General features: G+C 63.8%; 5 protein-coding genes. All 5 read right to left on the reverse strand.

Annotated elements, in window-relative coordinates:
• Positions 1–166: 166 nt before the first annotated feature.
• On the reverse strand, positions 167–1,648 hold the full coding sequence (locus BGE01nite_RS27755) for a putative Ig domain-containing protein (RefSeq protein ID WP_146856025.1): 1,482 nt from the start codon (positions 1,646–1,648) through the stop codon (positions 167–169).
• A 327-nt stretch (positions 1,649–1,975) separates the two neighbouring features.
• The gene (locus BGE01nite_RS27760) at positions 1,976–6,496 is read right to left on the reverse strand and encodes a hypothetical protein (RefSeq protein WP_146856027.1); all 4,521 of its coding nucleotides are present in this window, start codon (positions 6,494–6,496) and stop codon (positions 1,976–1,978) included.
• 95 nt (positions 6,497–6,591) lie between these two features.
• Positions 6,592–9,942, reverse strand: coding sequence for a hypothetical protein (locus tag BGE01nite_RS27765; protein WP_146856029.1), 3,351 nt, complete (start codon positions 9,940–9,942; stop codon positions 6,592–6,594).
• A 100-nt stretch (positions 9,943–10,042) separates the two neighbouring features.
• Positions 10,043–13,480: a putative Ig domain-containing protein gene (locus tag BGE01nite_RS27770; RefSeq protein ID WP_170267120.1), complete on the reverse strand. Its 3,438-nt coding sequence runs from the start codon at positions 13,478–13,480 to the stop codon at positions 10,043–10,045.
• 455 nt (positions 13,481–13,935) lie between these two features.
• Positions 13,936–15,438, reverse strand: a complete 1,503-nt coding sequence (locus tag BGE01nite_RS27775; protein ID WP_146856033.1) for a putative Ig domain-containing protein — start codon at positions 15,436–15,438, stop codon at positions 13,936–13,938.
• Positions 15,439–15,524: the final 86 nt, after the last annotated feature.

A 15,524-nucleotide genomic window follows, 5' to 3' on the forward strand; every position in this document is an offset into this window, starting at 1 on the left:
TTCGCGGTTCGCGGTTCGCGGTGAACTGGGAACTGGGAACTGGGAACTGGGAACTGGGAACTGGGAACTTGGAACTGGGCATGGTGGGGCCGGGAGAGTGAGGAGCTGTCTCTCATTCTACGGTTGTTCTTCCTTTTTGTTAGGGGTGATTCGCCGGGGGCGAAGGTCACTTGAAGGTGGGAAAGATGTCCACGGAACCGCTGAGAAAGGGGGCCTGGGCGGCGGTGACGGGCGGAATGGCCTCGGGATTCGGGAGCTGGCGGATGACGAAACGGCCGACGCCGAAGCCGTATTCCGGCAGCAGCATGCCGCTAAAATTCACGGTGCGGGTGTGGAAGCGGTCACTGCCAAAGACCGGGTCCATGAGGGTGACGGTGCAGCGCCCGCTGAAGAAACCGGTGGGAGTGTAGATGTCCAGCCGGGCCCTGAGGGGGTCGTCCGCAGGGCTGCCGAAATGAGCACGGTAGCCGGAGGTGAGGAGGAAGTCTGTGCTGGTGCTCAGGCCTATGTCGTTCTGGGAGACCCGCAGGTCGTAGATATCTGAGGGGAAGTAGGCCGCCAGGGTGCGGGGCGTGACGCGGGAGGCGAGAAAGGTCAGATCTGACTCCACATGGCTGTAGTCTGCATACTGCCAGCCCTTTCTCGAGAGGCGGACCCATTTGACGGTGGACTCGAGCCCCTGAGTGGAGGGGACCAGGGGGTCTCCTAGGAGGGAGGTGGTGGCGCCATCTGTGGCGAAGAGGTGGCCGAGGACTCTTTCGCCTCCGACCGGCTCGGCGATGCAGGAGCCGGTGAGTCCCGTGCCTTCCGGGTTCTGGCCGACGAAATTCACCCGGTAGTCCGCGCTGATCTGGACGCTGCCGTAGCCGCTGCCATTCCCCGGCCCATAGGAGAAGGGCAGGCCGACGGCATGGCGGCCGAGCTGGGGACAGGGCGGGAGGGTGCCGACGGAGGGACGGACCAAGCTCAGAAGACCGAGATTACTGACGGGAGAGGCGGTATCGACGATCGTCAGGCCAGGGGCATCTCCCCGGTAGTAAAACAACTCGGCCAGGAACAGCCTGTTCTCATATGGAAGGAGAAAGCGTGTGCTGGTGGAGGGAGAGCCGGGGGCAGCCTCCTTAAAGGTGCCCGCCACCGGCGTCCTGCGGGTGCCGGTGCGCAGGAGGCCGCTGTAACTGCCCGTGGGCTGAATGAGGATGGAAAGATGCCCGCCCAGGGGTGGTGCTGAGTCACGGCTGAGGACTCTTTCATAAACGCCGGGGGTGGGCAGATGCTCTGGCACCACGGCGATGCGCCGGACGGCCGGGGCACTGGAAAGACCACCCACGGAGGCGCGGGCGGTGACGGTGTAGAGCCCGGGCTGGCGGACGGTGCCGCGGATGGTGCCGTCCGCAGGGTCCAGTCTCAGGCCGGGAGGCAGGCCGGAGCAGGAGAAGACGACCTTCCCGGACCCGTCCCCCTCGGAATCCAGCCACAGGTTCACCCAGACCTCGTCACCCGGCCTGAGGATGACCTCCGAGTCCCAGGGGGTGCGGAGGCTGGGCAGCACGACGGCGCGAGAAGTGGCCGTGGTGGCGAGAAGGAAGAGAAGGCACCCGAGGAGGGTGACGAGGCTCCGGAGGGCGGGCAGCGATCGGCTCAGCATGAACAGGCAGGCTGCGCGGGTTCCGGGCGGGGGCAACCGGTTTCAACTTAGGGTTCTCGGTTCTCGGTTCTCGGTTCTCGGTTCTCGGTTCTCGGTGAACGGGAGCGACTGAAAATTGTAAACTGAGAACTGAGAACTGAAAATGGGTTGGGAGGGCTGTCGAGGATGCGGGCTAGACTGGGAAGGATGGGAGAATGGAGGAACTGAAAATGGAAAATGGGATGAGGTCGGGAACGGTTCTTGGTTCGCGGTTCTCGGTTCTCGGTTGCTGTTAACTGAGAACTGAGAACCATGAACCATGAACCATGAACTTTTGGTTAGGCCAGGTCAGGGTTCCGGGAGGGTATTGATATAGACGGAGCCGGAGACGATGGGGGAGGTGGCGAGCGTGGTGGGTGGGTCGGCGCTGGGGTCTGGGAGGGTGGGCAGGAGGAAGTAACCGGCGGCGATGCCGTGATCCGGCAGGAAGATGCCGCGATACTGCACGGTGCGGGTGATGATGCGCGCGGGGTTGGCGGGATCCTCATCCCGCAGGGTGAACTGGCCGGTGAAGAGGCCGGTGGGGGCGTAGACGTCCAGCCGGGCCTTCAGGGGATTGGCATCGCCTTTGCCGAAGAGGGCCTTTTGCCCCTTGGTGAGCTGGAAGGGTGGGGGATCCGGGAAGGTGTTCAGCGCGGACAGGGTGAGCTGATGGGCTTCTCCAGGCAGCAGGGGGGCGTTTTTAGGAAGGGTGTAACGGGAGCTGGCGAAGAAGATGGCGTGAGGTCCGACTCCGTCCGCATACAGCCGGCCGCGAGTGGGCGGGCGCTGCCAATCCATGAAGGCCTCAGGATCGTCCTCGTCCGCATTCAGCACGGTGGTGCCGCGCAGGACGGCGCGGGTTTTTGAATCGGCCTGGTAGACATATAGGCGCGCGGGCGCATCGGAGGTCATGCCGGGATCTGAGAGCCAGGTGGAGCCGGTGATGGAGCTGCCGTCCGGGAGCTGGCCGGTGAAGGTGGCGCGGCGGTCAGCGGAGATGCGGAGGGCGCCGAAGCCGTTTCCTTCCAGCTCGTTGTAGCCACCGAAATCACGATTCAGCAGGCCAAAGTTACGCAGGCCGGCGACGTCCGGCGCGGCGGTGGTGCCATGACGGTGGATGAGGGTGAGATCGGCCATGAGCTCGCCGGCCTGGTCAGGAGTGGCTGCATCCAGGACCATGAAACCGAGATTCCCCCCGTCTGAGACGGCATCCACCCAGCAGACGTGGGGACGGCCGCCGAGCCTGACGGGAAAAGGCCTAACTGAAAGTTTGTCATCCTCATTGTTGCTGACCGTGCCGGCAAGGGAGGTGCGGGTGGCACCGATGTGGAGGACGGCGGACCAGGCGCCTGAGGGCTGCAAATCCAGCACCAGGGCACCGGCTTCCGGCAGGTCATCCGAGGGCGGCAACCAGCCCCAGTAGACGCCGGGAAGCTGAGTGGTTTTGGTGACGAGAAGGCGGTAGGTTTTGGAGACCGTGAAGCCATCCACCGTGGCCGTGACCTGGAATGGGTAAGCGCCTGCGGTCCTGACCGTGCCATAAAAGGAGCCCGAGGGGTCTGCGATGAGTCCGGCCGGCAGACCGCTGAAACGAAAGACGGGCGGCGTGATGCCAGGCCCCTCATAGGCCAGACTGAAGCTCATGGAGCCCTCCACACCCACTTGAAGACGGGCACCTTCGTCAGGGCTGCCATAGATGACGGGCAGGGCCACCACATTGATGTAAGCGGAGGCTTCCTGGATGTAGTCCTCCGGCGTGGAGGGCATGGTGAGGATCGCGCTAAAGGATCTGGTGTCTTGCAGGTTTTTCACGGTCAGCACTGGGGTCTGGGAGCCGGAGATGTCAGCGCCATCGCTGAGAAACTCTTCGTTCTCCCGCCAGCGGACCTGGATGCCCGGACCGGACACGGCCAGCGCCAGACGGAGGCTGTCCCCCAGCTTTTTGACGATCGGAATGTCCGGGGAAACGAGCATCTGGAAGAGGCCGAGAGGCACGGGCTCACTGCGGATTTTCCCGGAGGGATTGGTGATCTCGACGTGGTAGCGGCCGCCGTCCTTGGGGAAAAGGCTGGAGGAGGTGGCACCAGGCACGAGCTGGCCGTTTTTAAACCAGCGGAAGCTCCAGGGCCGGGTGCCGCTGACCCTGACCTCCAGACCGGGGAACGCACTGCGCTCATACAACCCGCCCAAGGGTGTGGTGATGAAAGCCAGGGAGGACGGCTGGCTCACGACGCGGGCCTGAAGCTGGTAGGTGACGGGAGGCACGCCGGGAACATCTGAGGCAAAGCTGAGGGTGAGGCGCCGCTCACCCAGATCCAGGGGCTTGAAGCGCAGGCTGATGCGCTCCGTCTGGCCGGGGACGAGCAGGAAGCGGTCCTTGGGGGCATGGACATCCCGCCAGTGCTGCCCGGTGGTCTGGATGTCGAGGGTCATGGGGACGGTGCCCTGGTGGGTGACCGTGAAGGTGAGGATGTCCTTCACATCCGCGCCCGGCAGATGCTCCCCGAGATCCAGGAGTGTGCCCTCGATGTTTTGGACCGACACTTTTTCCTTCACAGTGATGGCGGGCGGACGGGCGAGGTCGATGACCTTGAGATTGTCCCCGTCCCTGAAGAAGAGCTGGTTTTTAAAGACCGTCAGGGAATGGAAATAGTTGTAAACACCCGGGCGTGGGAAAACCTCCGGCAGGTGGACCCACTGACTTTTTTGCCAAGTGTAGGCCGCCAGCCAGTCATTCTGGCCGAGGACCAGGCTTTCGCCGCCAAGGCCGATTTTTTCGATCTCCACGCCTCCCAAAAACTCCGGAGGGAGCGGCACGGGCTTGCGGGCGGTCCAGGTGCCCTTGACGAGTTCAAAGGTCTCCACGCCACGTTCCCAGGCCACCAGTGCACGTGAACTGGAAAGGAAGACCCTTCGACCGAACTCACCGGCATCCTTGGGAGCCGGCAGGGAGGCCTCGAGCTTCCAGGCCTCTGGCAGTAGGGCGGCACCTCCATCCCGGCGGAAAACAAAGGCTCCGCCCGGACTCGACCAAGGGGTACCGATGAGGACGCGGTTGTCCTCGATAGCCAGCGAGTGTCCGAAAGCGCCTGGGGAGGCGCTGGTGGGAGGTTCCAGCCCCTTTTCCAGCTTCCAGGTGTTTTCCAGGTAGTGGTAGACAAAGACTCTGCTTCCATAGGGAGCTCCCACGACGAGCATGTTGTTCTGCAAGGCGAGAGACTGCCCAAAGCCGCCCGACGTGTGCCCCCCGGGAGCCGGAATGACCGCCTGCTGCTGCCAGGCGTCTGAGAGATAGTCATACTCATACATGACGACGCAGCCTGGAAGGCCGAGCGCCAGGCGGTTCACCGAGAGTGCCATGATGCTGCCGACGCCTTGCAAGGACACGCCTGCCGGGACGATGGGGTCTGGCAGGGCGGAGTGAAACCTGAATTTTCCGGCCGAACCTTTCTGAAACAGGAGGAGCGTGCCTACTGTGGCCGACGGGCTACCGGCGGCAAGCCAAGCCTCTGATGCGGCAAGATGCCGACCGGGCCAGCTCTGGCTCAGGCGATAGTAAGAAAGGGGGGCCAGGGAATGCTGAAGCTCCCAGCCGCCCTCCCGCTCCTCCAGGAGCTGCACCCTGCCCTCCCGGGCATTGTAGCTGTCTCCCGAAATTCCCCCGAGCACCAGCTCATTCCCGAGCCAGGAGGCGGACAGGAGCGCTGACAGCCCCTTTTCCCGGGGCGTGATCTGGGTTTGCTGAGTCCATGACTCGTCTGCGCCACGCTGGAAGATCAACAGCGGCCGGTTGGGGGTAACAGTGGCGTCCCACACCGCGAGGAGATCTTCATGCGCTGAAAAGGAAACTGTGTGAGGAAGGGTGATCCCGCCCAGAGGCTGCTGAGCGCTGCCTGGAGGAGCATCCGCCGCATAGACAAACACCCGGGTGGCAGGGTGGCCGCCTTCTTTCACAAACAGGCGGTTCCCGGAGATCTGAATCTGACGGCCAAATCCGAGTGTGGCCTGATCAGCAGGCGGGAGGATTTCGCGACTGGGGCTCCAGTTCAAACCGCTCCTTTCCAAGACCACGACCCTGCCCTGCCAGACCGGCTCGCCGAGACTGATATTGACGGCAAGACTGACATAGAGGCTGCCTCCCCGCACGGCCAGAGAGGAGCCAAAGCTGGCCGAGCCGGGGGTGGAATCCTTGAGTGTCGCCACCTGCACCCAGCCGGAGGTTTGACGCTGGAAGACATCCACACGGCCAGCCTTCCGCCCCTCGATCAGAGCTTGAGGGGCACCCACATAGGCCAAGTCCCCGGCGAGAAGCAGCGGGGAGCCGTAGTTTGAACCTGCGGACTCAATGCCTCCAGGCCTCAAGATGCCGTCCTCCACCCACCGGTCTCCCTCAAGACGGTAGCCGTGGATCCAGGGAATGTCATAGCGCCCCACCAGCAGGCGTCCCTGGTCCATTGCCAGCGTGGAGGCAAATCCATCCGAGTTTGGCCGGTAGGTCGGGAGATACAACGCCTGCCGGAGACGCCAGACACCGGCCTGACGTTTCCACAAAAGCACCTTTCCCCCGCGATGGGTCTCCATCAGGCCGTAGTAGCCTGGGCCGACTGCGACGGCCAGCCAGTCTCCGGAGGAGGATGTGACTCTGCCAAACCCAGGATAAAAAAGTGCCAGATGAGTCCAGTCGTTGTTGTCCAGCGTCTGGGTCCAGCCCTGCTCAGAGGCTGAATTCACCCCCGGGACCGTCGCCCCGCTGGCGAGGCCAGCGAGGAAGACGGCGAGTGCCAGAACGAGCACCAGGATCAGGAGGCGGTATTTTCGGGGGAGCATGAGGCGACTTTCTCATGAAGCAGCCATACATGTCAATACATTGTAAATACATTTATCTTCACTCCTTTTGCCTGTTTGACCTCAACGGGAATGACTCAGGGCGCCTGAACTTCCTCAAAGGTCACGGAGCCAGACATGATGCGGGAGGTGGTGATGGTGGTGGGCGGTGTGGCAGCGGGATCCGGCAGTCCAGGCATGAGGAAGTAACTGGCGGCCTCCAAGTAGTTCTGGAGCAGCATGCCACGGTAATGCACCACGCGGGTGATGGTGCGGGCGGGATTCCCCGGATCTGGATCCCGCAGGGTGAACTGGCCGCTGAAGAAGCCGGTGGGGGCGTAGATGCTCATTCGCGCCTGCAGGGGATTGCTGCTGCCGAGACCGAAGACGGCGGTGTGCTGCCGGGTAAGCTGGAAGCGTGTTTCGGGGTGCCCCACGCCGTCCTGGGAGTTCACGAGGAATGAGAAGGACTGCACCGGGAGGAGGGGCCCGCTGGCAGGCACGGCATAGGGGGAGGACTTGAAGGCCACCTCACGCGGTGGAATGCCCTGGGGGACGAGGCGCCCGGGCGAGGCCGGGCGCTGCCACGTGAGGTATTCGACGTATTCGTTGAGGCGCACCTGCCCGCGCAGGAGGGTGCCAGCGGAGCTTCTCGGGTAGAGGTAGAGGGTGCCGTCAACCTCGTCCCCTAGCACGGAGGCTCCCGTGAAGCCGGTGCCGTCCGCAAACTGGCCGACATAAGATGCCCTGCCCTCGGTGGAAATTCTGAGGGAACCGAAGCCGCTGCCCAGCCATTCAGTTCCTGGCTTGGGAGAGGGATTGATGAGGCCAAAGGTACGCATGCCCGCAAATTCCCTGCCGTTCGTAGAACCCTGCATTCTGACCAAGTTCAGGGTGGAGAGGGGGCTGGCATCTGTGTCCTGCGAACCGACCTGCCGGGTCCGGAGGAAGAGCTGGCGGTCGGCATCAAAGCTCTGAATCCAGAAAACCAGGGAGCGGCCGCCGAGCTTCACGGGGAAGGGTCTGACTGCGGAAGGAGGGGTGTCACGGTCCACCAAGGTGCCGGCGATCGAGTGGCGGGACGAACCGATGAGCAGGATGCCCGAGTAGGCGCCGGAGAGCTGGACGTCCAACTGCACGACACCGGCTTCCGGGAGATCGGAGGAGGCAGGCAGCCAGCCCCAGTAGTGCCCGGGGTCGCGACCCTGCTTGCCGATGATGAGCGGGAAGTTCTTGGTGGCGCTGAAGCCATCCACCGTGGCGCTGACCTGGATCGTGTAGAGGCCGATGGCTGTGGGGATGCCGGTGACCCTTCCGTTTGAATCTGCCTGCAGGCCGGGGGGCAGGCCCCGGATGCGAAACTCGGGGCCCGTGCGGTGCGGACCTTCATTTTCGACCGTGCAGTAGAATTCGCTCTCCAGGCCGAGCCAACGTCTCGGATCACTCTCGATGTCACTGTGGATGATGGGGGGGATGACGGTGTAAACCTGAAGGGTTGCCGTTGCGGTCAGCAGGTCGGAGGAGTCCGGCATGGTGATGAGGACATCAAAGATCCCGGCGAAGGCCTTTTTGAGAGTGAGCGTGGGTGTGCGGGTGCCACCGTAATCCGGCCCGTCCACCAGGGTCTGACCGCCGAGCTGCCACTGCACGCGGACGCCGGGACCGCTGACGGCGACCGGCACACGGCCGCTGATGCCTTTGCGGAGGATGATCTCGGCTGGCATCCGGTAGACGCCGACTTCCGCTGGCTCACTGAGAAGGCGGGTGCTCCCATCAAAGGCTTCCATCTGGTATCTGCCGCCCTCCTGTGGCTGGAAGGTGGCGCCGGTCTGGCCGGGGATGACCTTGTTGTTTTTGAACCAGCGGTAGGTCCAGGGCAGCGGGCCGCGGACATCCGCTGTGAGGGGAGGGATCTGGCTGGCTTCATAAAGCCCGCCCTTCGGCTGCTGGATGAAGGTGAGGGCGGGTGGTGCCGGGACCACGTTCACCCGGATGTCATACTGGACCATGGCCACCCCCTGACGGCCGAGGCTGAGGAGCAGGCGCTTTTCCCCCAGCGTGGAGGGTTTGAAGCTGATGTCGATGATGCCTTTCTCATCTGGCTGCAGGCTGAGGTGGGTGGAGGAGAGAGTAAAGCCCTCGGTGTCTCCGGTGGCCACCACGTCCACCGTGCCAGGAACCGGGTCCAGCTGGAAGGCGGAGATGGAGACCAGCGGGCGGACTTCCGCGCCGATCATCTGGTCACCCGCTCTCAGGCGCAAGGCACCCGCCTCAAACCCCATGGAGCGGACGGGACCTGAGTAGTCAAACTGAAGCGGCGCGGTGGGATAGGAGATGGACTTGATCTCAGTTGCGCCACGTCCCTGGGGCCTCCCCCCCATGATGATGAGCTCACGGCCTGTGAGAAAGGATCCTGAGAAGCTTTGGAATCCGGACGGGCCCATGCCCAAGACCTGCGAAAGTGCCCAGTGCGAATTCAACGTTCTCCGATAGATCGTTGCGGACAAAATGTCACCCGGCGGGCGGGTCACAGCCGTGTCTCCACGGACGGCATGCAAGGCGGCGTCCATGACCGCATCACCTGGCTCAAAATCGCGGGTGATGGAGTATTCACGCCAGTTGTTGCGCACGCTGAGATAGAGGCGGTCTCCAGAGACGCGTGGAATGATGGGGTAATGGGCGGAATCAGGAAAACTGGCCGAGATTTTCCGGAGGACCTTCCAGGTGGCGCCGGATTTGCCGATGAGTGCCACCTTCACGGGTGCGTCACCAATGCCCCCGTTGTGGTCACTGGTGAAAAGCTTGTCCCCATAGGGAGCGAGGTGAGCGCCGAAGTATCCCGACAAGCCACGATTGCTCTCTCCCACGACCCGCGCCTCATAAGTCCAGCCAGCCGGAAGCCGCCGGAAAACTTCCACACAGCCGGCCCCTTCCAGGGAGGCGGGCCTGCCGACATAGGCCAGGTCTCCTGAGGCGGCGAAGGAAAAATAAGACTCATAGGCAGCGATATTGCCGGGAACCACCAACTCGCCGTCATAGACCCAGGTGCCCGCCACGAGCGCGAAGGCGTGGATCTTCTGCCTGTTGAGTCCCTCGGAGACCAGCAGCCGGTTGCCACTCATGGCCACCTGCACGCCGAACCAGTTACTTTCCATATTCGAGGGAACCAAGCGGGCGAGAGACTGCCTGTACTGCCAGGTGCCGGCGGCATCACGCTGCCACAGGTAGACCCGCCCTGAACTGCGGGATGTGTGCTCCGGAGTCGGAGGCAAAATCACCGCGAGGGCCGCACCTCCGGCCAGCCAGTCTCCGGAGGAGGCCACACTCTGATAGTCTACCGGGTTTGGCGTGGCACTGAGCCACTGTTCCGCAGCTCTGGCTGACGAGACGAGACCTGCCAGCAAGACCAGCGCCAGCCTGAGTCTGAGGAGAATGGGAAACTTGATCATGGGGGGTGTTCCTCTTGAGGCAAGGCTGAATGAACGGGCTGGGGCTTGCAAGGGAAGGTGTCATGCCCCTGCCCAGGGCATGCTGCAAGGAGGATGGCCTTTACGGTGCGGCGGTCTCGATGAGGACTCTGCCGGAGACGAGGGGGGAGGTGGCCAGGGTGGTGCGCACGGTGGCTTCTGGATCCGGGAGGGTGGGCAGGAGGAAGTAACCCACGCCAATCCCCTGCTCCTGGAGGAGGATGCCGCGGTAGGGCACGTTCCGAGTGATGAGGCGCGCGGGTTTGACGGGATCTTCGTCCTGGAGGGTGAACTGGCCGGAAAGAAGGCCGGTAGGGGCCTGGACGTCCAGCTTGACCTTCAGGGGGTTGGCATCGCCCTTGCCAAAGAGGGCCCGGCGCTGCGCGGTGAAGGTGAAGGGGGTGGTGGGCAGGACAATGTCCGGGATGATGAACTGGATCTGCTGTCCGCTGCCTGGGAGGAGGGCGGCATTTGCCGAAGCTGGCGCGGTGTAACGGGAGCTGACGAATTCAACCTCGCCCGTCTGGAACCCGGCGGGGTAGTTGCGGCCAGGGGTGGGAGGGCGCAGCCAGGTGAGCATTCCGGCCACGAGGGCGTCTGTCTCCAGCTGGGCGGCTCCCATGAGCAGGCTGCGGGTGCGGGGATCCACCTGGTAGAAGTAGACATAGGAGCCCGAGGGCGGGTCTGAAAGCCAGGTGGACCCGGTGAGGGTGGAGCCGTCTGCCAGCTGGGCGGTGTAGGTGACGCGCTTGTCCGGAAGGACTTTTAAAGTGCCGAAACCGCTGCCCATGGGGACGTTTTTGCCGTCGGCATTCCGGCTGAGGAGCCCGAAGTTATGAGTTCCGGCAAGGTCTCCGGCACCCGAGCCATTGTGCGGCCTGATGAGGCCCAGGTCTGCGAGTTGGTAGCGCACGGAACTCTCCGTGACGGACTGGAGGAGAAGCTCGAGGGTGCCGGTGGCGGGATTGGCCCGCAGCCAGAAGATCATGGAATGCCCGTCGATTTTCAGCGGAAAGGGTCTGGCGGCGGAGGTCCAGGAGGATGGATCCAGCCGGCCCGCGATGGCAAAGCGGCTGGTGCCGAGCTGGACGTAACCGGAGTAGGCACCGGAGATCTGCAGGTCTGCCACGACCACGCCGGGCAGGCTGGAGTCCTCCGGCATGCTCAGGGTGCCCCAGTAGATGCCGGGTGGGAAGCTGCTGTTCAGGGTGACGACCAGGGGACAGATCCTGGAGACGGTAAACTCCCCCACAGTGGCGGTGACCTGCACCTTGTAATGGCCTGCTTTGGTGGGGGTGCCGGTGATGTTTCCGTCGATGTCCGCAGTCATTCCGGGGGGCAGGCCACGGACCTGGAAGCGAACCTCCGCCTGGGTGGGGTTTTCATACTGCAGGAAGAGCATGTGATGGATGGGCTGACCCATGAGGATGAAGGGGTCGGCGTCCATGCTGCTGGTGATGACGGGCGGGATGACGACCCGCACCTCCACGGGGGCTTCGGCAGTCAGGGTCTGGTCTCCGGCTTTCAGGGTGAGGCGGGCGGTCACGCTGCTGCTCTGCTGCACCTTTTTCAGGGTCAGTGCGGGGGTGCGGGTGCCGGCGTAGTCCGCGCCGTCCTGGAGGTCCACGCCACCCCGCTGCCACTGGACCTTGATGCCTGGACCGGACATGGTGAGTTTGGCCTGGGGGCTGCTGCCCTGGAGGGCGATGACCAGGGGTTTTGGCACGCTGTAGAGGCCGACGGGCACGGGGGCACTGCGCACCTTCCCGTGAGGTGAGGAGACCTCCACCTGGTAGCTGCCGCCCTTCAGGGGGACGTGGGTGTCTGAGGTTTCTCCGGGGATGACGGCTCCGTCCCGGAGCCAGCGGTAGCTCAGGGGGCCGGGGCCTGTGGCCACGACCTGGAGGGCGGGGGGATCCTCCTGAAGAGCCAGGCTGGGAGGGGAAAGGTATTCGATCTGCGGTGGGAGGGGCTTTGGCTCCACCAGGACGGTGAGCTCATAGACCTTTGGCGAGGTGCCGGGTGTGTCCGGGGTGAGGGTGATGGTGAGGTGCTTCTCACCTGTTGTCTTGGGCTGGTAACGGAGGTTCAGGCTGCCTGTCTTCAGGGGCGGCAGGGGGAGCTGGGGGCTGGAGAGGGTGAAGCCCTCCACATCCCCGGAGAGGGTCACCGCCACTGTCATGGGGGAGGTGCCGCCGTGATAGCCGGAGAGGGTGAGGAGGGGATTGACGTCCGTGCCGATGGAGGCGGGGTCAGCCTCCAGGTGGGTCACCCCGTCTGTCTCAGACCTGGGGACGACCTGACCTGTGACGTAGAACTGGGGGAGCGGAGACTGGGTGATGGAGCGGAGCTGGATGTCGTCACTGCTGGGGGCCTTCCCTGTCATCAGGATTTCCGGACCGTTCAGATGAATCTCGTGCGCCTGATTGTTGAGGAGTCTTTCCCTGCCCAGATCCTCAGCCACCTGCCAGCCGTGACCGGCCACACGGCGGTAGATCCGGCTGGTGCCGAGGTCGCGGTTGAAAACGATGGCGGTGTCGCCCTGGACATCCACCGGGCCTACTTCTGTGAGCAGTTCACCCAGCAGTTTGTAAGGAGGGGTGAGGGAGTATTCATAGACCCTGGGGGGCGTGGCGTCGTCCATGATGCACAGGCGGCCGCCGGTGACCTTGAGCCAGCGGCCGAAACTGGTCAGGCCACGATGCACGGCCGGACGGATATCATACGTCCGGACCCAGGTGGAGCCGGACTTGGTGAAGGCGCAGACCTTGCCGCGCAGCTTGTCGATCGAGTTTTCGTAGGAGTTTTCGACGGGCACGGTGACGAAGATGGTATTGCCAGAGATGGCCACGGAACTGCCAAAGCCCTGCACGCCGCTGCGGGTGTCCCGGAGCCTCTGCCGGTGGACCCAGCCGGAAGGCAGGCGCTCAAAGATGTCTGCCCAGCCATCCTGCAAGGTCTCAGGCTTGATGCGGCCAGCCGAGGCGCTGACGATCGCGAGGTTTCCTGAAAGCAGGAGATGGCCGCCGTAGGAGTGGAAGTCTTCTCCAGGGCCAGGCATGACAAGCTGGCCGTCCTGAACCCAGGTCTCTCCCTCCAGGCGAAAGGCGTAGACGGCACGGCGGGGATCGGAGGTGGCGGAGGCCAGGAGGCGGCCGCCGTCCATGGTGACGCGGAAGCCAAACGAGTTCGCCACATCCGCGTCGGGAGATTCCAGCACCTGCCTGGGCTGCCAGAGGCCCGCCTCACGCTTCCAGAGCAGCACCTTCCCAGGGCCCGGTGTGGAGCCGGAGTAGCCAGGCAATCCCGCTGGCACCCCGAGAGCCAGCCAGTCACCCGAGGTGGCGATGACTTTCATGGCCGGCATTTTGGACGGTGCCATGCCGGGATGATCCTGAGGACGAAGCGTCTGGTCTGCCCGGACGCTGGAGGTGGATGTGACAGCAGCGATGCCTGCCACCAAGGCGAAGGTGAATACCCCCTGACGAAGCCGATCTGCGCAGGATTTATTAGGTTTCATGCCCCGGTTTTGCCACAAAAGCAGTGACTTTGTCAATACAAGGTGGTGACGATGCATATTAAGCTTTGCAAAAAACCTTCCCGAGAGGCTGCGGCAGGTGATCTGCAAGGACGTAGGGCCGGGGCAGATGGACACGGCCCTACGTGAGGCTGGAAACGGGATGCACACGGCACACCGGAGGCCGGCGAAGTTGCCCAATGCACACGGGGTCTCCGCGTTTTCCCTCGTTATGCCAGCTGTACAGGCCCACCTGCTGTCACCCATGTGCGTGGGAGATTCTGTCACCCATGTGATTGGGACATGCCGCGCATTGGGCAACTCCTACGGAGTTGATTTTCAGAAAGCGACTCAACGCGACTGACCAGGGGTTGCGCTCGCTATCACTTGCTTCACCCCTGGCTATTCAGGGTGAACCACTCCGTGGTTCAAGGCCGAGACCTCAGACGGTGAGGGGGTCACTTTTTGCCGCCCTTACCCAGGCGGACGGAGCCGGAGGTGATGGGGGTGGTGGCCATGGTGGTGTCTGGGTCGGGAAGCTGGGGGATGAGGAAGTAACCGAGCGCGAGGTCGTGATCCGGGAGGAGGGTGCCGCGGAAGTGGATGAGCCGGGTGATGGTGAGGAGGGAGTTGTTCGGATTCGGGTCACGCAGGGTGAACTGGCCGGAGAAGAAGCCGGTGGGGAGGTAGGTGTCCAGCCGGAGTCTGAGGAGGTTCGGGTCCTGGGGCTCCAGGATGGGGGTGTAGCGGGAGCTGAAGCGGAAGGGGATGTAGGAGGTCCACCCGCCGAAGTCATCGCGAAGCTCGAGCGTCTGATCTTCCGTCCGGGGGAAGGCCTGGGCGATGCGGGCGGGGCTGGTGCGGGAGGTGAGGAAGCTCATGGTGACTGCCTCAATGCCGTCCGGGTAGAGGCGTCCGGGCTGGGGCAGGCGGGTCCAGGCGAGAATGCCCTGGTCTTCAAAAGGACCGGCGGGGACGACGGCTTCTCCACCGGTGATCGAGACGCTGCCGTCCGAGCCGTAGACGTAGAAGTGGAGATGCTCCTGGTCGTCTGTGAGCCGGGTCCAGGAAGAGGCGGTGATGCCCCTGCCCTCCGGGGTCTGGCCGACGAAGTTCTGGCGGTAGTCTGGGCTGATGGTGAGGCCGCCAAACCCGTGGCCGGAGACCACGCCCAGGCGGCCGGACTCCACCCTCAGGCCCACGGAGTGGCGGCCGGTGTGCGGGCAGGGCGGGTAGTAGCCGAAGGCCGGATGCATGAGCTCCAGGCTGGTGACGGTGCCACCTTCGGGCTGGCCCTGGTCATTCACGCGCTCGAGCCCTAAATTGAAGACATCTGCCACGAAGGCGACGCGCATCATGGCACCGGTTTCAGGCTCCCAGGGGATGAAGAAGGGAGCGGAGATGGAGGTCTGGGTCTCGGCCCGCCTTCTCAAGACGCCACCGAAGGGGATCCTGCGGCCGCCGACCTGGAAGTAACCACTGTAGGTGCCATTGATGAGGACATTGATGGAGATGAAGCCGCCGAGGCGGTGGCTGCCCTCGATCTGGAGGACGGTCTCATGCACACCGGGGAGCGGCAGGTGGGGGGAGACGACGGCGAAGCGGCGGGTGACGACGGGGCTGACGAGACGCCCAAGGGTGACGCGGGAGCTGACATCGTAGAGGCCGGCGCGGGTGGGGGCGCCGGAGATCTCTCCGGTGGCCGGGTTCAGGATGAGGCCGGGCGGCAGGCCGGTGCAGGAGAAGCGGAGGACATCTTCCCCGGGGTCTGTGCCGGGGAGCGGCTCCCAGCCGAGGGCCTGGAAATACTCCTCATCCACGGCATGCCAGCCATAGAGATCCCAGGGGGTGGTGACGCGGATGCCGGCTGCCTGGGAGGTGCTGGCAGTGGCGAGGCTGAAGAAGAGTCCGACGAGGGCGAGGAGGACGTGCTGAAAGCGGGGGGTGGATCGGCGCGACATGTAGGGTCGAGAATGCCATAGGTGGAAATAAGGGCAAACTGGAATGCGGTTCTTGGTTCTTGGTTCGCGGTTCGCGGTTCGCGGTT

Origin of the sequence: Prosthecobacter gellanilyticus, assembly GCF_007992435.1 — a bacterium.
In the GTDB taxonomy this organism is placed as follows: Bacteria; Verrucomicrobiota; Verrucomicrobiia; order Verrucomicrobiales; family Verrucomicrobiaceae; genus Prosthecobacter; species Prosthecobacter gellanilyticus.

Coding starts and splice junctions, on each gene's coding strand:
- BGE01nite_RS27755 (WP_146856025.1), bottom strand. CDS start 1,648: ATGCTGAGCCGATCGCTGCCCGCCCTCCGGAGCCTCGTCACCCTCCTC.
- BGE01nite_RS27760 (WP_146856027.1), bottom strand. CDS start 6,496: ATGCTCCCCCGAAAATACCGCCTCCTGATCCTGGTGCTCGTTCTGGCA.
- BGE01nite_RS27765 (WP_146856029.1), bottom strand. CDS start 9,942: ATGATCAAGTTTCCCATTCTCCTCAGACTCAGGCTGGCGCTGGTCTTG.
- BGE01nite_RS27770 (WP_170267120.1), bottom strand. CDS start 13,480: ATGAAACCTAATAAATCCTGCGCAGATCGGCTTCGTCAGGGGGTATTC.
- BGE01nite_RS27775 (WP_146856033.1), bottom strand. CDS start 15,438: ATGTCGCGCCGATCCACCCCCCGCTTTCAGCACGTCCTCCTCGCCCTC.